The organism is Cypionkella sinensis, assembly GCF_042646385.1.
In the GTDB taxonomy this organism is placed as follows: domain Bacteria; phylum Pseudomonadota; class Alphaproteobacteria; order Rhodobacterales; family Rhodobacteraceae; genus Cypionkella; species Cypionkella sinensis.
This window is the reverse complement of record NZ_JBHRTO010000002.1, coordinates 804,097-822,826: the sequence shown is the minus strand read 5'-3', so window position 1 is coordinate 822,826 and position 18,730 is coordinate 804,097. Positions and strand designations below refer to the sequence as shown.

General features: G+C 62.9%; 16 protein-coding genes. 12 read left to right on the top strand and 4 right to left on the bottom strand.

All coding sequences use genetic code 11. From position 1 onward, the window contains the following. Nucleotides 1–4: 4 nt before the first annotated feature. On the bottom strand, nucleotides 5–787 hold the full coding sequence (exbB, locus tag ACFOGH_RS19135) for a tonB-system energizer ExbB (protein WP_380074777.1): 783 nt from the start codon (nucleotides 785–787) through the stop codon (nucleotides 5–7). Further along, nucleotides 787–2,892: a TonB-dependent receptor domain-containing protein gene (locus ACFOGH_RS19130; protein ID WP_380074776.1), complete on the bottom strand. Its 2,106-nt coding sequence runs from the start codon at nucleotides 2,890–2,892 to the stop codon at nucleotides 787–789. The genes exbB and ACFOGH_RS19130 overlap by 1 nt, the downstream gene beginning before the upstream one ends. 222 nt (nucleotides 2,893–3,114) lie before the next feature. Between ACFOGH_RS19130 and ACFOGH_RS19125 the strand changes: the two genes are divergently transcribed. From ACFOGH_RS19125 to ACFOGH_RS19100, 6 genes are all read left to right on the top strand, one after another. Next, complete coding sequence (locus ACFOGH_RS19125) at nucleotides 3,115–4,155, top strand: hemin-degrading factor (RefSeq protein WP_380074775.1); 1,041 nt, start codon at nucleotides 3,115–3,117, stop codon at nucleotides 4,153–4,155. Beyond that, a complete protein-coding gene (locus ACFOGH_RS19120) occupies nucleotides 4,155–5,015 on the top strand; it encodes a heme/hemin ABC transporter substrate-binding protein (protein ID WP_380074774.1) in 861 nt (286 codons plus the stop codon). Before ACFOGH_RS19125 ends, ACFOGH_RS19120 begins: the two co-directional genes overlap by 1 nt. Before the next feature lies 1 nt (nucleotide 5,016). Further along, nucleotides 5,017–6,087, top strand: coding sequence for a FecCD family ABC transporter permease (locus ACFOGH_RS19115; protein WP_380074909.1), 1,071 nt, complete (start codon nucleotides 5,017–5,019; stop codon nucleotides 6,085–6,087). A 3-nt stretch (nucleotides 6,088–6,090) separates the two neighbouring features. Further along, the gene (locus tag ACFOGH_RS19110) at nucleotides 6,091–6,864 is read left to right on the top strand and encodes a heme ABC transporter ATP-binding protein (protein ID WP_380074773.1); all 774 of its coding nucleotides are present in this window, start codon (nucleotides 6,091–6,093) and stop codon (nucleotides 6,862–6,864) included. Between the two features lie 167 nt (nucleotides 6,865–7,031). Next, complete coding sequence (gene hemP, locus ACFOGH_RS19105; protein WP_380074772.1) at nucleotides 7,032–7,214, top strand: hemin uptake protein HemP; 183 nt, start codon at nucleotides 7,032–7,034, stop codon at nucleotides 7,212–7,214. Between the two features lie 250 nt (nucleotides 7,215–7,464). After that, a complete protein-coding gene (locus ACFOGH_RS19100) occupies nucleotides 7,465–8,253 on the top strand; it encodes an exodeoxyribonuclease III (RefSeq protein ID WP_380074771.1) in 789 nt (262 codons plus the stop codon). Between the two features lie 89 nt (nucleotides 8,254–8,342). Here ACFOGH_RS19100 and ACFOGH_RS19095 read toward each other — a convergent pair whose 3' ends face one another. Further along, nucleotides 8,343–9,170 carry a glycosyltransferase family 2 protein gene (locus tag ACFOGH_RS19095; protein WP_380074770.1) on the bottom strand — a complete coding sequence of 276 codons (828 nt, stop codon included), beginning with the start codon at nucleotides 9,168–9,170 and terminating at the stop codon, nucleotides 8,343–8,345. Continuing rightward, complete coding sequence (locus tag ACFOGH_RS19090; protein ID WP_380074769.1) at nucleotides 9,164–11,677, bottom strand: hypothetical protein; 2,514 nt, start codon at nucleotides 11,675–11,677, stop codon at nucleotides 9,164–9,166. Before ACFOGH_RS19090 ends, ACFOGH_RS19095 begins: the two co-directional genes overlap by 7 nt. 171 nt (nucleotides 11,678–11,848) lie before the next feature. Between ACFOGH_RS19090 and ACFOGH_RS19085 the strand changes: the two genes are divergently transcribed. The 6 genes from ACFOGH_RS19085 (at nucleotide 11,849) to ACFOGH_RS19060 (ending at nucleotide 18,697) form a co-directional block, all read left to right on the top strand. Beyond that, nucleotides 11,849–12,901, top strand: a complete 1,053-nt coding sequence (locus ACFOGH_RS19085) for a saccharopine dehydrogenase (RefSeq protein WP_380074768.1) — start codon at nucleotides 11,849–11,851, stop codon at nucleotides 12,899–12,901. Nucleotides 12,902–12,914: 13 nt separating this feature from the next. Then, a complete protein-coding gene (locus ACFOGH_RS19080) occupies nucleotides 12,915–14,051 on the top strand; it encodes a saccharopine dehydrogenase family protein (RefSeq protein WP_380074767.1) in 1,137 nt (378 codons plus the stop codon). Nucleotides 14,052–14,278: 227 nt separating this feature from the next. Next, the gene (locus ACFOGH_RS19075) at nucleotides 14,279–16,018 is read left to right on the top strand and encodes a heparinase II/III family protein (protein ID WP_380074766.1); all 1,740 of its coding nucleotides are present in this window, start codon (nucleotides 14,279–14,281) and stop codon (nucleotides 16,016–16,018) included. 15 nt (nucleotides 16,019–16,033) lie between these two features. Continuing rightward, nucleotides 16,034–17,620 carry a bifunctional phosphoribosylaminoimidazolecarboxamide formyltransferase/IMP cyclohydrolase gene (purH, locus tag ACFOGH_RS19070; RefSeq protein WP_380074765.1) on the top strand — a complete coding sequence of 529 codons (1,587 nt, stop codon included), beginning with the start codon at nucleotides 16,034–16,036 and terminating at the stop codon, nucleotides 17,618–17,620. A gap of 1 nt (nucleotide 17,621) precedes the next feature. Next, a complete protein-coding gene (gene lspA / locus ACFOGH_RS19065; RefSeq protein ID WP_380074764.1) occupies nucleotides 17,622–18,119 on the top strand; it encodes a signal peptidase II in 498 nt (165 codons plus the stop codon). 56 nt (nucleotides 18,120–18,175) lie between these two features. Then, complete coding sequence (locus tag ACFOGH_RS19060) at nucleotides 18,176–18,697, top strand: DUF3035 domain-containing protein (protein ID WP_380074763.1); 522 nt, start codon at nucleotides 18,176–18,178, stop codon at nucleotides 18,695–18,697. Nucleotides 18,698–18,730 lie beyond the last annotated feature (33 nt).

Here is an 18,730-nt window from a genome sequence, read left to right as displayed (position 1 = left end):
TATCTCACACAGATTTGGCAAACTTTGCCGCGCTGCGCCGATCCAGATCGCGGCTGAGCAAGCGCTCGATCTGGGCGGCAGCATCGGCAAGGCCGCGGCGGAAACTGGCGATGCGCCGCGACAGCGCGTTGTAGATCAGCACGGCAGGGATCGCCGCCAGCAGACCAATGGCGGTGGCAAACAGCGCCTCGGCAATGCCGGGGGCGACGACGGCCAGACTGGTGGTCTTGGTTTCCGCAATCGCCAGAAACGCATTCATGATGCCGAACACCGTGCCGAACAGGCCGACAAACGGCGCGGTCGCCCCGATAGAGGCCAAAAGCCCCGATCCCGCGCGCAAACGCGCCAAGGCCGCAGCCTCGATCCGTTCCATGGCTAGCCGGGTGCGTTGCTGCGCTGCATGGCCATAGGCGGGGTCGGCGGGGAAATCGACCAGAGCGTGAAATTCCTCATGCGCCACCCGCACCATCTGTGTGGCGGCATCGCGCTGTGCCGCCATCGCGCGGACGGCTGCGGTCAGGTCATTGGCCTCTGACAGCTTTTGTGCGCTGCGACGCAGGGCGCGGAAGGCCAGGGTCAGCTCGGCGATCTTCTGCACCATGATCGTCAGTGCCACAAAAGCCGCCAGCGCCAACACCAGCATGACCGCCTGCACCACCCAATGCGCTGACAGGATGATGCTGAACAGATCGGTGCTGGCGTGGGGCAGACCTGCGCCTGCCTCTTGCGCGGTGGCAGGATGAGCCAAAAGGCCCATCCCGATGGCAAAGGCGCAGGGCTTGCGCATCACCAGCTCACCGATTTGGCGACCGACAGCTTGTAGTTGCGGCCCACACCGTTATCGAGCGCGAGGTTGTTGCGGTAGGTCTTGTCGAACATGTTTTCGACCGCAAAGTTCACATCCAGCCCTTGCAACACGCCTTCCTGCGGCGACCATTTCACGAACAGATCATGCGTGTCGTAATGCGGCGCCGAGGTGGTGGCAGACGAGGTGGTGATGTCGTCATAGTAATACCCCGTCCAGCCGAAGCTGACATTTTGTGCGGGCAGCTTGCCACCAAGGGTCAGTGCGACGTTTTCTGCCGGGGTATCTGCCAGCGTTAGCCCCGTGGTGCCGTCTTTGCTGCGCACGTTGCTGTAGGCAAGGTTGGCGAACCAGAACTCTGAATCGTAGCCTGCTTCCAGCTCTGCGCCCCACAACTCTGCCGAGGCGATGTTCGAGAAGTAGGGCACAGCCGGACCACCGGCCAAGCGCGGCGTGGTGGCGATCATGTTGGTCACGTCGTTATGGAACGCTGTGACTTTCAGTTGCAGGCTGTCGCCGTCCGAAAGCAGGTTCTGTCTTTGCACCGTGAAGCCCAACTCGATGCTGTCGGCTTTTTCTTTCTTCAGATCTGGGCTAATCAGCCGCTCTGGCAGGCTGCTTGCCGCTTCGCTTGAATAACGCTCATCCAGGTTCGGCAGACGTTCTGTCCGGGCGATAGAGCCGAACACCGAGAACGAGTCGTTCAGCTTGTACATTGCCGCCAGTTTGGGCGAGATGGCGGTGTCGCTGACATCATCGGCTCCCAAGGCGCGTGCGCCTGCACCGGGTGTGACATCGCCGAAGTCGATTCGGATGCCGGGGATCAGGGTCAGACGTTCCTGATAAGTGAACTCGCCTTGGGCATAGAGGCCGATCTTGCGATCAGTGCCTTCGGGATGGAACAGGTAAGACCCAACCGTCGAGGTCGCGCTGCGTTTTTGCGACGAGAACTGCACGCCCGTGGTCAGATAGTTGGTCCAAGCCCCGGTGCTGAGATCGGCGGTGTTTTCGACCTTCAGTGTCGTGGTGGCATAGCCAAATTCGCCGTCACACAGCACCTGGTTGCGACCCGGCGCACAGGCAGACCCCAAGGAGAAGTTGCTCTTGTCCACATTGGTATTTGTGTAAGACAGCTGCACCGTCAGATCGAGCAGCGGATTGGCCGAATAGGCGTTGTTCCATGTCAGCGACACGGTATCGTCAATCGAATGAATGTCGGCTGTGCCGAAGAATGCCGCCGCAGCCCCCCCGGTCTGCGCCACCAGCGCATCGTCCAGATCTGTATCGGTCCGCGATAGCGCAAGCGTGACGCTTTGATCGTCATCCTGCCCCAGTGTCCATTTGCCTTTCAGCAGGCCGGATGTGCTTTCATGGGCGGTGCCGGGCAGAACCGTGCCCGAGCCATCCTTGATCTCGCCACCTGTTGAGTAGTTCAGCGCGCCTAGGTATTCGGCGTTGCCCTGCTTGGTGGCAAAGATGACGCCCAGCTTCTTGGTGTCGCCATTGCTGTTATAGCCGGTCTTGAAGCGCAGCGTGGTCGTCTTGCCTTCTGGGATGAAATCGGCGGCATCCTTGGTGGTGAAGGCAATCGCCCCCCCAATCGCGCCCGCGCCGTAAAGTGTGGACGAGGCCGGGCCGCGCAGCACTTCCACCCGCTTGAAAAGTTCAAAGTCGCCAAAGAACGACCCAAGGCGATATTGCTCGAAGAATTTCGGCGCACCATCGACGCTGACCGCAATGCGCGCCTCCGACGCGGTTTGCTCGGTGTTGCCGATGCCGCGGATGTTGAACGCCTGCCCCAAGGGCCGCGCCGAAGACCCCGTGGCCTGTGCGCCGGGGATGCCTTTCAGCACATCGCCAGCCGTATTGGGCTGGGCGCGGTCCAGATCGGCTTGCTCTTTCACCGTCACGGCTTGTGGCGTGTCGATGGCAACTTTCGCGGTGCCTGTGCCAAAGATGATCCGGCCCAGCATCTGGAAAACGCCGTCGCCCGTGTCTTGCGCAGCGGCGGGTGAGGCGATCAGGGCAATCGCAAAGGTCGAGAGCAGAAGTTGACCGCGCAGGGCGGTGGGGCGGCGGGGCAGCATTGGCGTTCCTTTTTAAGGGTCTGCGAATGGCTGGCCTTGCCGGTATCGGACAAGCTGGCGGGCAGAGATATATTCTGACTTGATCTGTCAAGAATAAGCTCATAGAAATCCCCAGTATAACTGTCAAGTATATCTCTGAAGATATGTCTTGCCCCTTGCGCTCCAGCCACGGCCCGAAGGCCAGCCAGATCCGCGCACCCCTGCAAAACTTAGGATTCTGGCATGGCCCCTACGCATACCCCCGATCAGATTCGCGCATTGCGCGCCGCAAACCCCAAGGCACGCGCCCGCGATTTCGCTGCGATGCAAGGAATCACCGAGGCCGATCTGGTGGCGGCCTATGTCGGCCATGGCACCACGATGATCGATGCCGCCCCCGATGCCTTGTTCCCGCTGATCGGGAATTTGGGCGATGTGATGGCGCTGACCCGGAACGAATCCTGCGTGCATGAGCGGCGTGGGGTCTACAAGGATTACCACTCTGGCGCCCATGCCGCGATGGTGCTGGGCTCCGAGATTGATATGCGGATGTTCCCAAGCCACTGGAAATTCGGCTTTGCGGTGGTCGAGACGGGCGAGGATGGCCCCAAACGCAGCTTGCAGGTGTTCGATGCCGCAGGCGATGCCGTGCATAAAGTGCATCTGAAACCGGAATCTGATGTTGCGGCCTTTGATGCGCTGGTGGCCGCGTTGCGTCTGCCGGAACAGCCGGATCACCTGACGCTTGTGCCGCGCGCGCCTGTCGAGGGGCCAAAGGGTGATCCCGCCCGCGTGGCTGATCTGCGTGCCGAGTGGCAGGCGATGACCGATACCCACCAGTTCCTGCGGCTGACGCATCGGCTGAAATTCAACCGCCTGGGCGCAAATCGCATGGTGGGTGCGCCCTATGCTGCCCCCGTGGCGCGCGATGCGATGACCCAAGTGCTGCACGCTGCCGCCGATCAGAAAATCCCACTGATGATTTTTGTCGGCAACGCGGGCTGCATCCAGATTCACGGCGGGCTGATCGAGAAAGTCGTGCCGATGGGACCGTGGATCAACGTGATGGATCCGCGTTTTAACCTGCACCTGCGCGCCGACCATATCGCCGAAGTCTGGCGCGTCACCAAACCAACCCAGCGCGGCGATGCGATCTCGGTTGAGGCGTTCGATGCCGACGGCGGGCTGATCCTGCAAATCTTTGGCTATCGCAAGGATGCGCCGCCGCTGGCTTGGGATGCGTTCGTCAAGGCGCTTCCGGTGCTGGAAGCGGAGATGGCATGATGCGGAAATCCCTTACTCTGCGGGTGATTCTGGCGCTGGCTGCGTCGGCGGTGCTGATCACCACAGCGATGGCCGAGCCTGCCCAGCGTGTCGTGACGCTGGGCGGCTCGGTCACTGAAATCGCTGTGGCTTTGGGCGCGCAAGATCGGCTGGTGGCACGCGATTCGACCTCGACCTACCCTGCCGAAATCACCGCGCTGCCAGATGTCGGCTATATCCGCGCGTTGTCGCCCGAAGGCGTGCTGTCGGTATCCCCCGATCTGATCCTCGCCGAAGCCGATGCAGGCCCGCCCGCTGCGGTGGATGTGTTGAACGCCGCAGGTGTTCCTTTTCTGCGGATGCCGGGCGATCCAACCCCTGCGGGCGTGGTCGCCAAGATCACCGCAGTCGCCGCAGCTTTGGACCTGCCCACCGAAGGCGCCGCCTTGGCCGCAAACGTGCAAGTGGCCTTGACCGAGGCTGAAGCCCGCGCCGCCGCCGTGACTGACAAAAAACGCGTGCTGTTCGTGCTGTCTCTGCAAGGCGGGCGGGTGATGGCGGGTGGCGAGGGATCGTCGGCAGAGGGCATCATCGCACTTGCCGGGGGCGTCAACGCCGCAACGGGCTTTCACGGCTACAAGCAGATGACGGACGAATCCGTGCTGGCCGCCGCGCCCGATCTGATCCTGATGATGGATCGCGAAGGCGATCTGGCCATCGGCAACCCGGATGTGATGGCGCATCCCACCCTGTCGCAAACCCCTGCCGCGCAATCGGGCAATATCCTGCGCATGGATGGGATGCTGCTGCTGGGCTTTGGCCCGCGCACGCCCGAGGCCGCCAAGGCGCTTTATGACGCGCTCTATCCGAAAGCGGGCTAGGATGGCCAGTTTTGCCTTGGGACGCAGCCGCAGCTCGGGTGATACGCGCGAGGCCCGCGCCGGCCTGATGCTGCGCGCCCTGATCGTGCTGCTGCTGTTGGTTTCGGTTGCGTCCTTGGGCACCGGGGCGGCGGGGTTGACCCTTGCCGACCTGTTGCATGCCGCCCTGAACGGCGAACTCTCGCCCCGCGATCAGGTGATTTTCTGGAACATCCGCCTGCCACGTCTGGCGATGGGCCTGCTGATCGGCGCGGCGCTCGCGGTGTCGGGCGCGCTGATGCAGGGCTTGTTCCGCAACCCTTTGGCTGATCCCGGCATCGTCGGTGTCGGCGCGGGGGCAGGTTTGGGGGCGGTGCTGGCGATTGTGCTGGGCGGCCTGCTGCCTGCGGAAATTGCCGTGCATTTCGGCGGCCAACTGGTGCCGGTCGCGGCTTTTCTGGGCGGCTGGGCGGCGACGCTGCTGCTGTATCGTTTGGCCACGCGTGGCGGTCATACCTCGGTTGCCAATATGCTGCTGGCGGGCATCGCGCTGGGCGCTTTGGCTGGGGCTGTGACGGGGATTCTCGTCTATGTCGCCGATGATAAACAACTGCGCGACCTGACGTTCTGGAGCATGGGCTCCTTGGCGGGCGCGGGCTGGGGCAAGCTGGCCACAGCCTTGCCGCTGATCCTGCCAGTGCTGCTGTTCTCCCCCCTGATGGCGCGCGGGTTGAACGCGCTGGCCTTGGGCGAAGCGCAAGCCGCGCATCTGGGCATCGAGGTGGAGCGGTTGAAGCAACTGATCATTCTGGGCGTGGCCGCCGCAACTGGAGCGTCAGTCGCTGTGGCGGGGGGCATCGGCTTTATCGGCATCGTCGTGCCGCATCTGCTGCGCATCTCCACCGGCCCGAACCATCGCTACCTTTTGCCCAACGCTGCCGTGTTGGGGGCCAGCCTGCTGGTCGGGGCAGATATGATCGCCCGCACCATTGTCGCCCCGGCAGAACTGCCGATCGGTATCGTCACCGCCGTGCTGGGCGCGCCGGTATTCCTGTGGATTTTGATGCGGCGTCAGGGCCTTGTGGGGATTTGAGCCATGCTTGAGCTTGAACACGTCAACATCACTCTTGGCCGCCGTCAGGTGCTGCGCGATGTCAGCCTGCGCGCCCGCCCCGGCACGCTGACGGCGATTGTCGGGCCAAACGGTTCGGGCAAAACCACCCTGCTGCGCGCGATGACGGGCGAGATCGCCTATCACGGCAGTATCACCCTGAACGGGCTGGATGTGGCGCGCGCGAAGGCTTGGCAACTCGCTGCCGTCCGCGCCGTGATGGCGCAGGAAACTCAACTCGCATTTCCGTTTACCGTGCTGGAAGTGATCCGGCTGGGCTTGAGCATGGGCGAGAACGCAGCGGCGCAGGATCTGCCGCAACGCGCCTTGGCCGAGGTGGATTTGCTGTACCACGCCGCACGCAACTACCAAGACCTGTCAGGTGGTGAGCGTCAGCGCGTGCAACTCGCCCGTGCCTTGGTGCAGGTCTGGAACCCTGTTGCCACCGCAGGCGCGCGCTGGCTGTTTCTGGATGAACCCGTGGCCAGCCTTGATCTGGGTCATCAGTTGCAGGTGATGCGCCTTGCCCGCCGCTTTGCCGATGCGGGCGGTGGAGTGGTTGCGGTGATGCACGATCTGAACCTGTCGGCGATGTTCTGCGATCATCTGGCCCTGCTAGCGGGCGGTGGGGTGATAGCCACAGGCACACCCGAATCTGTGCTGACCGATACGCTGCTGTCCACCGCTTATGATTGCCCGATCCGCACCAACCAGCTTCCCAACAGCGGCCCCTGGCTGCTGCCGCAGGCGGTCGCATGAGCGGGCAGCGTTGCAGAGCTGCCGCAGCTTGGCTGCAACACAAACATAAGTAAAAGAATCAGGATTTACATTCCTGACGGATTTGATAGGAATTAGGGATCACCATGCCACCCGCCAAAAGGGAAGCCGGTCTTTCAATGCCAATTCTGGCAAAAGCGGAGCATACCATGTACGAAACCCAAATCCTCTCGCCCCTGAACCCTGCACCCGAACTGGTGCCGTCCGACCGCACCCCGCGCTATGACGCTCGGGCGCTGACGGGTGGGGCAGGCACGGCTTATATCGAGCTGGACGGCCAGATTTACACGCTGCGGATCACCAAATCGGCCAAGCTGATCCTGACGAAATAACCTCCGGCGCCGAATGCTGTCGTGCATCTGACAATCTTGGGTTGTGGCGAAAAAGTCATGCCTTGGGTAAATTGCATCGGCCCCCGGCAAAGTGCCGCATACTGTGGTATATGTAAGACATTACCTCCCTGTTGGACCTCACGCCCGGCCCTATTGGCTGGGCGGCTTTTTGTGTGGTGTCCGGCGGCCTTGACCCCTTGAGAACAATCGTGGCGCGGCTTAGGGTTTGGCTCTGGATCAGGAGCTGCCGATGACGTTTACCCTTGCCACTTGGAACATCAATTCGGTGCGGTTGCGCGAGGGTCTGGTGGTCAGGCTTATGGCCGAAGAATCGCCTGATATCCTGTGCTTGCAGGAATGCAAGAGCCCGGTGGAGATGATTCCGGTCGAGCAGTTCCGTGCCTTGGGCTATCGCTACATGGTGGCGCGGGGGCAGAAGGGTTACAACGGGGTGGCGATCATCTCGAAGCTGCCGCTGGAAGATGTGGGCGGGCGGGATTTTGTGGCGATGGGCCATGCCCGGCATGTGGCGGCGCGGTTGGAAAACGGCGTGGTGATCCACAACTGCTATATCCCGGCGGGGGGCGATATTCCTGATCGCTTGCAGAATGTGAAATTCGGGCAAAAGCTGGATTTCCTGACCGAGATGCGTGATTGGTTCCATGGTGAGAAGCCCAGCAAATCCATCCTTGTCGGCGATCTGAACATTGCCCCGCGTGAGGATGACGTTTGGAACCACAAGGCGCTGCTGAAAATCGTCAGCCACACCCCGATCGAGGTGGAGCACTTTGGCGCTGTGATGGACGCAGGGGCTTGGGTAGATGTCACCCGCGCTGATATTCCGACGGGCAATCTGTATAGCTGGTGGAGCTACCGTTCACCCGATTGGGACGGTGCCGACAAGGGGCGGCGGTTGGACCATATCTGGGCCACGCCCGACATTGCCGGGGCTGCGCATGGCAGCCGGATTTTGCGGCCCGTGCGGGGGTGGGATCAGCCGTCTGACCACGCGCCGGTGTTTGCGACGTTTGATCTGTAAGCTTCTTCCCATCTGGGAATGACTTGTGTGCCCCGGTGCCTAGATACACAACATCTTGTGTTTTCCGCGGGTTTTTCGCCGTGAACAGATCACCGACCGCGCGTCCAGCCCTGCCCGCGCCGCAGGCGAACGGCAAGCGAAACGGCGGCATAGGTGGCAAAACCCAATGGGTCACGCAGGGCCAGCGCCAGCAGGTCTGCCTTGCTGAGGCGGGCTTTTGCCTCGCGCGCCAGAAGGCCGGGGTACAGCCTGTCAATCTCGGCCACGCCGGCATCTTGACGGCGGCGCACGCGGGTTAGCGCGGAGAAGCCTTCGATCATTGGCCAAGCGTAGGTGGCAGGCACCTGCACCCGCTCGTGCGGTTCAAATTGTAGCCGCACGAAGGTATCGTCCGAGATGATCGCCGGAAAATCGCCCCAGCGCGCGCGGCCTGCGGCGTTTACCGCGAACAGGCCATAACCGGGGGCGTTGCTTTGCGCGAAGGGCAGTCGTTGCCAGAAGCGGGCATAGGCGCGCGTCACCCAGCTTTGCGCGCGGGGGATTTCGGCGGTGCCGGTGGCGTATAGCGGTGCATCACCAGCAAGTGCTGCAATCAGTTGCGCCATAAGGGGGGACGAAACCACCACATCGGCATCCAGATAGGCCCGAAGCGCCCCCCGCGCGATCCGGTCGCCTGCGTTCAGCGCGTTGGGCTTGCCGCCCTGCGGCAAGTCCAGCACCGTCAATGCCCAGCCTGCCGCCGTGGCCTGATCGGCATAGCCCTGCGCCACCGCCGCCGTGGCATCACGGCAGCCGTTGGCGACGACGATGCATTCGGCTTCTACCGCGCCTGAGGCGAACAGAGCCGTCAGGCAAGCGCCGATATAGTCCGCCTCGTTGCTGGCCGGGATGATGACGCTCAGCCGGGGTGTCAGCACGTGATGCAGCCTTTGGCCAAGGCATCCCAGCGCGGGTTGTTATCGCCCAAGTGCCGCAACGCGCCCCAAGATCCCCATTTGACCGGGTGATAGATATCGACAAAGGCATTGAACGGCTGATCGCTGATCAACTGCCAGCCCGCCAGCAATTCGGCGTAAAGCGCGCCCATTTCGGGGGTGAAATTCAAGTGGGTGAAGAAAGCGGTCAGTTCTTCGTCATCGACCGCTGCGCCATAGCCAACCACATGGCTGCCGCCTTCATACATCATCAGCTTCAGGCCGCGATCTGCGGCGATGGCGGCGTGATAGGGCAGCGTTTCGGAGAGCATTTGCGTCAGGCTGTTGGCGGGATTGCCGCTGACAGAGCCATCGCGCAAATCCTGTGCGGCCAGTTTGTCGGCCAGATCATAGCGATGGGCGGCAAGATAGGCGTCGGCATCTGCCCCGCTCAGCCCCTGTGCTGCGGCGTCTTTGCGCGCGGCATCGGCAGACTGGCGCAGCCAGTCTTTGACGGTGGTGTATTTCTGCTCGCCACCCAGTTCGGCACTGAAATAGCCGGTTACGGCATAGGCATCAAAGCTGGCAACGGGGGGCGGCAGACCTTCGGCGACGACCAAGGGGGCATCGAGAATTTGCTCTTCCAGCCCCAGCCAGCCGGTTTGTACCGAGACGATGCGGGTTAGCCGGGTGGGGGCATCCTTGAACACATCCGACCAGATCGCCATGACTTGCGCGGCGCGCAGGCCGTAGAATTGCACCCATGTCTTGTCTTGGCCCCAGCGGGCGATACCCTGTTCTTCCGCCCAGCGGGCTTGGGCGAATTGCCAGTTCCAGACCTCGTTGGAGTATTCGACTTGCGCGTGCAGGGCGGGGTCCAACTGATCATGCGCGATTTGGGCGTAGGTGCGGATCAGATCATCTGTGGCGAGGTGGGGCAGGGTGAACCACGCATCGGCCTTCAGTTCATTGGCGAGGGCGACCATGATTTCCATCGGCACGCCGTTGCGGGCGTAGGTGTAATCTTCGGGTAGGGGGCGGTCTTTGGGGTCGGCGAGGGTGGAGTCATTGGTCATCATCCAATCCATAAAGCGGATGCCTTTGACGCCCCTGATCCGCGCCAGCCAATCGGGGTTGAAGATGGCGCCATCGGCCAGCATCTGTGCCCGCGAGGCGCGCACGACGACGATGTCGTGGATCGGGTCGGCGGCGTCGAGGGCGAGCAGCGAGACCGAAACCATGCCGCCGCCCGGCGTGTAGTCAAACACCACGCGGCCGGGGGATTCTTCGACAACCTGCGCGCGGCCTTCCAGTTTCAGCGTGCCTTTGCCTTGGTAGGTCAGGATGTAGCGCCCGGCGACGCCTGCGGCATCTTCGGGCAGTTCGGTCAGGATCAGGGCCGAGATTTTCGCCAGTTCGGGCGGGATTTTGGTGGGCCAACCATGCGGCCCCAAGGCGCCTGCCTTTGCCAGATCAGCCTCGGTCCAGCCGCCGAACTGATCGGGCAGATGGCCGATCCAGGGCCGGGCGGTTTTCATGACGTTGAGGAAGGGCTGCTGCACCGACCAGTCGTTGACGCCTGCGAGGCCCAGGGCGAGGTGGGTGTTGGTGATCGGTTTGAAGGCGGGAAACGGCGGGTCTGTAACGGCGGGCAGCGGGGCGGGCGGGGTTTCGGCAGCGGCTTTTACGGGCGCGGGGGCGATCTTGGCGGCGATTTCGCCCGGCACATAGGCTTCCAGCGCCTTCCACGCGATGCGCTGGAAGGCTTGCGCTTGCTCCTGCGTGATCACGGCATCGCGTGAAGTCCAGGCGCGGGTGACTTTGGCGGGCACGCCTTCGGGGCTTTTGCCCATGATGGCTGCGGCTTGCACCATGGCCACGAAATAAAGCCCCTTGCCGGAAAGGTGGATGTCATCGCTGAACATCTGTTTGATGTCAGTGACGCCGGGGACGTGGCCTGCCTTGATCTCATCAGCCAGCAGGCCCATCGCTTGGCCGACGGGCAGTAGTTTCACCTCGTGCCCCGCTTTGACCGAGGCGTCGGCGGCGACACCCTCCCACAGCGGCAGATCAAGGGCGAGGCGTTCGCGCCATGGGATGCCTGCGTCGGGATCGTCCTTTGTGATGTTGCCGGGGCCAGAGTTCAGGCTGGGCCAGGTTTCGTAGACGTAGAGGCGGGTGTGGGGGTTGGCCTCCAAGGCGAGGGCGGAGAATTTGGCTACATAGCCCGAGGTGTCGTTGTATTGGATTTGCCCCTTCAACGGCTGCGCTTCGGTCATGATCAGCACATCCGCCGCGCGCTGCTTCAGCCGCGCTTTGGCATCGACGCCTTCGGCATTGGCGGAATTATCCCAGTTGTAGGCGAGCGAGGAGCCGTTGATGATCTGCGCTTCGACCACCGAAGGCGCGCCCATCTCGCGCAGGGTGGCGTCAAGGACGGTGGGCAGGGTGGGGCCTACCAGCGAGTGACCGATGAACAGCACGTCGGTCAGAAGGGAAAGCAGGGACATGGCACGCCTCTTTGCACAGCATGGCTGCGACGATAACCGGATTGCCGCTGCCTTGCCACGTTCCCTACGTCGCAGTTTGGGCGAAATTCGGGCGCAGGACCACGCGCCCCCTGTTTCTTGCCCCCCGATCTGATATTCAGCGCCGCGAATGGCACAGCGCAGGGGATTGGCATGACGCATCTGTGGGTCCGGGCAGAGCAACGCCCGAATGAAGAACGCGTCGGCCTGACGCCCGAGGGGGCGGCGGCGTTGCTCCGCGCTGGCATCCGGGTGACGGTCGAGGAAAGCTCGGTCCGCGCGATTGGCATCGAGGGATACCGCGCGGCTGGATGCGAGATTGCCGCCGAGAATCTGTGGCCGCAGGCGCCTGCGGACGCGATCATCTTTGGGCTGAAGGAGCTGCCTGAGGATGGCACGCCGCTGACCCATCGGCACATCATGTTTGGCCATGCCTATAAGGGCCAGCCTGCGGGGCAAGTGCTGTTGAAACGCTTCAAGGCAGGCGGCGGGACGCTGTATGATCTGGAATATCTGGTGGATTCCACCGGGCGGCGCGTGGCGGCGTTTGGCTATTGGGCGGGCTATGCCGGGGCTTCGGTCAGCCTGAAATGCTGGGCGGCGCAGCAGCGCGGCGAGATTGCCGGGCCAGTTTCAAAGTATCCGGGCAAGGCCGCGTTGCTGGCCGATCTGGAGGCTGAACTGGCGGGTTTCAAGCGCCCGAAAGCCATCGTGATCGGGGCGTTGGGCCGGGTCGGCACCGGCGCGTCTGATCTGTGTGCGGCGCTTGATGTGGCGGTGACGCAATGGGATCAGGCCGAAACCGCATCGGGCGGGCCGTTCCCGCAAATTTTGCAGCACGAGATTTTCCTGAACTGCATCCTCGCCCGCCCCGGCTGCCCGGTGTTCGTGCCCGCGAGTGCCAAAGACGACGCTGCGCGCAAGTTGACGGTGATTGGCGATATTGCCTGCGATCCGACTTCGGATTTCTCGCCGATCAAGGTTTATGACCGCGTGACGGAATGGGACGCGCCCGCGCTGCGGGTGGCGGAAAACCCGGTGTTGGATGTGACGGCGATTGATAACCTGCCGTCCTTGCTGCCGGTGGAAAGCAGTGAAGATTATGCAGCCCAACTGTTGTCCTCGCTGGCGACGTTGGCTGATCTGAATTCTGGCGTTTGGGGGCGTGCGGCGGCGGAATATGCCCGCCACAGCGCGCATCTGTAAGGGGAGAGAGAACATGACGATTCATTGGTGCGGCACCGGCCTTTCGTCGGCCCCCGGTTTGCGGCGGCTGATCGAGAACGGCCACAAGGTTGTGGTGTGGAACCGCACGGTGGAAAAGGCGCAGGAAGCCGTGGGCGATCTGACCACCGACATTCGCGCCTATAGCCTTGAGGCTTTGGCGGCAGCCTTGCAGCCCGGTGACATCGCGATTTCGATGCTGCCTGCCGATCAGCATGTGGCCATCGCCAAAACCTGCCTTGAGAAAAAGGCACATTTTGTGTCGTCTTCCTACATCGCGCCGGAAATGAAAGCGCTGGATGCTGCGTTCCGCGAGGCTGGGCTGGTGTCGGTGAACGAAGTGGGTCTGGACCCCGGCATTGATCACCTGATGGCGCATGATCTGGTGGCGCGTTATCGCGCATCGAAAGCCTATCACGTTGATAACGTGCTGTCTTTCACCAGCTATTGCGGCGGCGTGCCGAAGATTCCGAACCCGTTCCGCTATAAATTCTCGTGGGCGCCCTTGGGCGTGTTGAAGGCTCTGCGCTCGCCTTCACGATCTTTGCGGAATTTCAGCGAGTTGCGGGTCAATCGGCCTTGGGATGCGATCACGCGCTATGATGCGCCTTTGCCGGTGCCGGAGAGTTTTGAGGTTTACCCGAACCGCGACAGCTATCCGTTCATGGAAGATTACCGCTTTGACCCTGATTGGAAGGTCAAGGACTTCGTGCGTGGCACCATTCGGTTGAACGGCTGGCAGGATGCCTGGACCCCGGTGTTCCGCGAGATCGAGACGCTGGAAGGCCCCGCGGGCGATGCGCGTTTGGCCGAGATGGCGGCGCAGTTTGTGGCGGAAAACTCTTATGCCCCTGGAGAGCCGGATCGGGTGATCCTGTTCGTGTCGCTGAAGGCCGAGCGCGATGGCCGCCCGGTGTTCCACGAGACCTGGGCCATGGATGCCTGGGGCGATGCGCGTGGCTCAGCCATGGCGCGGCTGGTGTCGACTCCGGTCAGTTTCGCGGTGGAATCGGTGCTGAAGCGCGAGATTGCGGTGGGCGTGCATGGTGCGCCGCATGATCCGAAGCTGCTGGACAGCTGGCTGGGTCAGGTGCGTGGGTTGGCGCAATATATGGAACGCGTGCAGCACTGACCTGAAACCGGGTGCCGCCTTGGCCCCCATCGAGGGAGCGCGCGGCGGCTTTGGCGCGGGATGCAAGGCCGGGTGTGATGCCCGGCCTTGTGCGTGTGGTGCGGTCGAACGCTCCGCGGGGAGTATTTTCGCCAAGATGAAGCCGGGGTGACAGGTTGGCAGTGGGCGGGTATGATTGCCGCCAATGACCCGTCTGCAAGCGGGCTTACAGGATTTACAGGAACGGCATGGCACGCAACCCCGGCAGGGCAAGCCTTGGCAATCGGCTGGCGATGTGGCGCGCGCGGCGTAGTCCGGCGGCGACGGGGTTTGTCTCGCAGCCCGAGCCGCGCTCGGTGGGGCTTTATGCGCGTGGGCGGCAGTTGGTGGCGGGGAATTTCCAGTTTGCCGGGCAGTTGGTGGAGGCTCCGGGCCGGTCGATCTGGGATGTGGTGTTGGACGATCCGGGGGCACCTGCCGAGGTGCAAGGGTTCGTGTGGCTGGACGATCTGGGCGCGCTGGGGGATTTTGCCGCCCGCAGCCGCGCGCAGGATTGGACTTGGGACTGGATCGCGCGGTTTGGCGGCGGGCAGGGGCCGGGGTGGAGCCCGGATCTGACCGGGCGGCGGTTGATCCGCTGGATCAACCATGCGCTGCTGTTGTTGCAGGGGCGCGATCGGGCGCAGTCTGAGGCGTATTACCGGAGCTTGTCGGCGCAGGTGGTGTTTTTGTCGCGGCGTTGGGCGCATGCGGCGCCGGGATTGCCGCGGTTTGAGGCGTTGACGGGGTTGATCTATGCCGGGTTGGCGCTGACCGGTATGGAGGCGCGGGTGACGCCTGCGGTGGCGGCGCTGGCGGTGGAATGTGGGCGCGAGATTGACGCGATGGGGGGGATTCCGACGCGCAACCCTGAGGAACTGCTGGAGGTGTTCACTCTGCTGACCTGGGCCGAGCAGGCTTTGTCTGAAGCGGGGCTTGCCTTGCCGCCTGCGTTGGTGGCGGCGTTGGAGCGGATTGCGCCGAGTTTGCGGGCGTTGCGCCATGCGGATGGGGGCTTGGCGCGGTTTCATGGCGGTGGGCGTGGGGTAGAGGGGCGGTTGGATCTGGCGCTGGCGGCGGCGGGGGTGAAGCCGGGGTCAGGCGTGGGGTTGGGGCTGGCGATGGGGTTTGCCCGGATGGCCGAGGCGCGCACGACGGTGATCGTCGATGCTGCCCGCCCGCCGGGTGGCGCTGCGGGGGCGTGGGCGCATGCCTCGACCGGGGCGTTTGAGCTGACTTCGGGGCGGCGGCCGGTGATCGTCAACTGCGGATCGGGGGCGCCGTTTGGCACGGAATGGCGGCAGGCGGGGCGGGCGACGGCCTCGCATTCCACCTTGGCGGTGGAGGGGTATTCTTCCAGCCGGTTGAAGCCGGGGCCGCTGTTGGGATTTGGGCAGCAGGTGTTGGCGGACCGCGCACAGGTGACATCGCTGCGGCAGGCACAGTTGCCGGATGGGCTGCATCTTTACATGGCGCATTCGGGGTGGTCGACGACGCATGGGCTGACCCATGCGCGCGAGTTGTTGCTGACCAAGGATGGCCGCAAGCTGGCAGGGATGGATGCGCTGATCGCGCGCAGCAAGGCCGAGCGGGCGCGGTTTGAGCGTTGGATGAATGAGGCGCAGTTGCAGGGGGCGGCGTTCAGCGTGCGATTCCATCTGCACCCGGATGTTGATGCGGCGCTGGATATGGGCGGGTCTGCCGTCTCGCTTGCCTTAAAAAGCGGCGAAATATGGGTGTTTCGCCATGACGGGGTGGCGACATTGACGCTGGAGCCTTCGGTTTTTCTGGAAAAAGGTCGTCTGAAACCGCGTCCAACGCGCCAGATCGTCCTTTCTGCGCGCGCGATGGAGCTTGAGACGCAGATCGGCTGGACCTTGGCGAAAGCACAGGATACTCCGCTGGCCATCCGGGATCTGGACCGCGATGAGATGCCGGTGCCGATCTGAGCAAAAGGGGCTGACATGACCAATCTTGTTCCCATCGGCCGCGCGCTGATTTCCGTATCCGACAAATCCGGCCTACTGGACTTGGCCCGCGCGCTGGCGGCGCAGGGGGTCGAGTTGATCTCGACCGGCGGCACCAGTGGCATGTTGCGCACGGCGGGGCTGACGGTGCGCGATGTGTCTGATGTGACGGGATTTCCCGAGATGATGGATGGCCGGGTGAAAACCCTGCATCCGAATGTCCACGGCGCTTTGCTGGCACTGCGTGATGATGACGAGCATCTGCTGGCGATGGCCGCGCATGGGATCGAGCCGATTGATCTGCTGATCGTCAATCTTTACCCGTTTGAAGAAACCGTGGCCAAGGGTGCCGACCACGACACCTGCATCGAGAATATCGACATCGGCGGGCCTGCGATGATTCGCGCGGCCTCGAAAAACCACCGCTTTGTGACGGTTGTGACCGACCCGGCCGATTATGCGGGTCTGATTGATCAGATGAAGGCGCATGACGGCGCGACCACTCTGGCCTTCCGGCAGAAGCTGGCGCTGGCGGCTTACGCGCGCACCGCCGCCTATGACACTGCCGTCGCTGGCTGGCTGTCGGGGGAGTTGAAGCAACCCTTTACCCGTTCGAAATCCTTTGGCGGGGTGCTGGCGCAGGGTCTGCGCTATGGCGAAAACCCGCATCAGGCGGCGGCGTTCTACACCGATGGCAGCAAGCGCGAAGGTGTGGCGACGGCAAAGCAATGGCAGGGCAAGGAACTGTCCTACAACAACATCAACGACACCGATGCGGCGTTTGAATTGGTGGCCGAGTTTGCAGGTGCTGGCCCGGCTTGTGCCATTATCAAACACGCCAACCCCTGTGGCGTGGGCAAGGCTGCGACGTTGAAAGAGGCCTACCTGCGCGCCTATGCCTGCGATCAGACCAGTGCCTTTGGTGGGATTGTCGCGCTGAATCAGCCGCTTGATGCCGAGACCGCTGAGGAAATCGTCAAGATTTTCACCGAAGTGGTGATCGCGCCGGGTGCCAGCGATGAGGCGAAAGCGATTTTCGCGGCGAAGAAAAACCTGCGCCTGCTGACCACCAAAGGCTTGCCCGACCCGGCGGAGAAATCCTTGGCCTTCAAACAGGTGGCGGGTGGATTTCTGGTGCAGGATCGTGACACCGACAGCATTACCGCCGCCGATCTGAAGGTGGTGACAAAGCGTGCGCCGACCGAGGCTGAACTGGCCGATCTGATGTTTGCGTGGAAGGTCGCCAAGCATGTGAAATCCAACGCCATCGTCTACGTCAAGGATGGCGCGACGGTGGGCGTGGGCGCGGGCCAGATGAGCCGCATTGATTCGACCCGCATCGCCGCGCGCAAGGCGGGTGATATGGCCGATGTGCTGAGCCTGCCGCAAAGCCCGACCATTGGGTCGGTGGTGGCGTCGGATGCGTTTTTCCCGTTTGCCGATGGGCTGCTGGCTGCGGCAGAGGCGGGGGCGACGGCGATCATCCAGCCCGGTGGCTCAATGCGCGACGACGAGGTGATTGCGGCAGCCGATGCGGCGGGGCTGGCCATGGTGTTCACCGATCAGCGGCATTTCCGGCACTGACATGCGCACGCTTTCCATCACTGCGGTCATCGTTTTTCTGCTGGATCAACTCAGCAAACTGGGGGTCATCCGCCTGCTGTCGATCCGTGAGCGTGGCGAGATCGAAGTGCTGGATCCGCTGCTGAACTTTCGCTGGGCCGAGAATCGCGGGGTGAATTTTGGCCTGTTTGCCAACAGCGCCGAGTTCATGCGCTGGGTGCTGATTGCGGTGGCGATTGCGATTTCGGCTTGGGTTCTGGTGTGGCTGCGGCGCGAGAAGGCGGGGCGCTGGTCGATGATTGCGGGTGGTTTGTTGATCGGCGGGGCCTTGGGCAATGTGGTGGATCGCATTGCTTACGGCTATGTCGCGGATTTCCTGACCATGTCGTGCTGTGGCTATGAAAACCCCTATTCGTTCAACATCGCCGACATTGCGATATTCGCCGGAGCCATCGGTTTGGTGCTGTTCAGCGGCAAATCCGGCAAGCCCAAGCCGCGCAAGGCCCGAAAGACCCCGTGACGCGGGCGGGATCATAGGCTAAGACGACGATGGTAAGGCTTGGTGGAGGCGGCAATATGCGATCAGCACGGGTGGTTCTCGCAATCGCGGGCGCGGCGTTGTTGGCGCTGACGGCTTGCAGCGACAAGGCGCCAGAGCTGATGAATCTGCGCTCGGACAGCAATGGCCCGGATGAATTTGCGATTCTGCCCCCGAAAGCGCTGGAACTGCCGGCCTCTCTGGCCGAACTGCCTGCACCCACGCCGGGTGGGGCGAACCTGACCGATCAGAATCCGCAGGCCGATGCGATTGCCGCACTTGGTGGGGCTGCACCGTCGAACAGCGGTGTCAGCGATGCGGGGCTTTACAACTATGCCACCCGTCAGGGCGTGACGCCGGGCATCCGTCAGACTCTCGCCGCCGAAGATCTGGAATTCCGCAAAAAGCACAATGGCCGTCCGTTGGAGCGTTTGTTCAACATGAACGTCTATTACAAGGCCTATGCGCGGATGTCGCTGGATCAGCACGCCGAGCTGTTGCGCTGGCGGGCTGCGGGTGCGCGCACGCCGTCGGCACCGCCGCGCAAAAAGAACGAGTGATCACAACAGCGTTGCCCCGGCTTTCGCAGGTGC

Excerpts from the sequence above, each read along its gene's own strand:
- exbB (WP_380074777.1), bottom strand. The coding sequence starts at position 787 with ATGCGCAAGCCCTGCGCCTTTGCCATCGGGATGGGCCTTTTGGCTCAT.
- ACFOGH_RS19130 (WP_380074776.1), bottom strand. The coding sequence starts at position 2,892 with ATGCTGCCCCGCCGCCCCACCGCCCTGCGCGGTCAACTTCTGCTCTCG.
- ACFOGH_RS19125 (WP_380074775.1), top strand. The coding sequence starts at position 3,115 with ATGGCCCCTACGCATACCCCCGATCAGATTCGCGCATTGCGCGCCGCA.
- ACFOGH_RS19120 (WP_380074774.1), top strand. The coding sequence starts at position 4,155 with ATGCGGAAATCCCTTACTCTGCGGGTGATTCTGGCGCTGGCTGCGTCG.
- ACFOGH_RS19115 (WP_380074909.1), top strand. The coding sequence starts at position 5,017 with ATGGCCAGTTTTGCCTTGGGACGCAGCCGCAGCTCGGGTGATACGCGC.
- ACFOGH_RS19110 (WP_380074773.1), top strand. The coding sequence starts at position 6,091 with ATGCTTGAGCTTGAACACGTCAACATCACTCTTGGCCGCCGTCAGGTG.
- hemP (WP_380074772.1), top strand. The coding sequence starts at position 7,032 with ATGTACGAAACCCAAATCCTCTCGCCCCTGAACCCTGCACCCGAACTG.
- ACFOGH_RS19100 (WP_380074771.1), top strand. The coding sequence starts at position 7,465 with ATGACGTTTACCCTTGCCACTTGGAACATCAATTCGGTGCGGTTGCGC.
- ACFOGH_RS19090 (WP_380074769.1), bottom strand. The coding sequence starts at position 11,677 with ATGTCCCTGCTTTCCCTTCTGACCGACGTGCTGTTCATCGGTCACTCG.
- ACFOGH_RS19085 (WP_380074768.1), top strand. The coding sequence starts at position 11,849 with ATGACGCATCTGTGGGTCCGGGCAGAGCAACGCCCGAATGAAGAACGC.
- ACFOGH_RS19080 (WP_380074767.1), top strand. The coding sequence starts at position 12,915 with ATGACGATTCATTGGTGCGGCACCGGCCTTTCGTCGGCCCCCGGTTTG.
- ACFOGH_RS19075 (WP_380074766.1), top strand. The coding sequence starts at position 14,279 with ATGGCACGCAACCCCGGCAGGGCAAGCCTTGGCAATCGGCTGGCGATG.
- purH (WP_380074765.1), top strand. The coding sequence starts at position 16,034 with ATGACCAATCTTGTTCCCATCGGCCGCGCGCTGATTTCCGTATCCGAC.
- lspA (WP_380074764.1), top strand. The coding sequence starts at position 17,622 with ATGCGCACGCTTTCCATCACTGCGGTCATCGTTTTTCTGCTGGATCAA.
- ACFOGH_RS19060 (WP_380074763.1), top strand. The coding sequence starts at position 18,176 with ATGCGATCAGCACGGGTGGTTCTCGCAATCGCGGGCGCGGCGTTGTTG.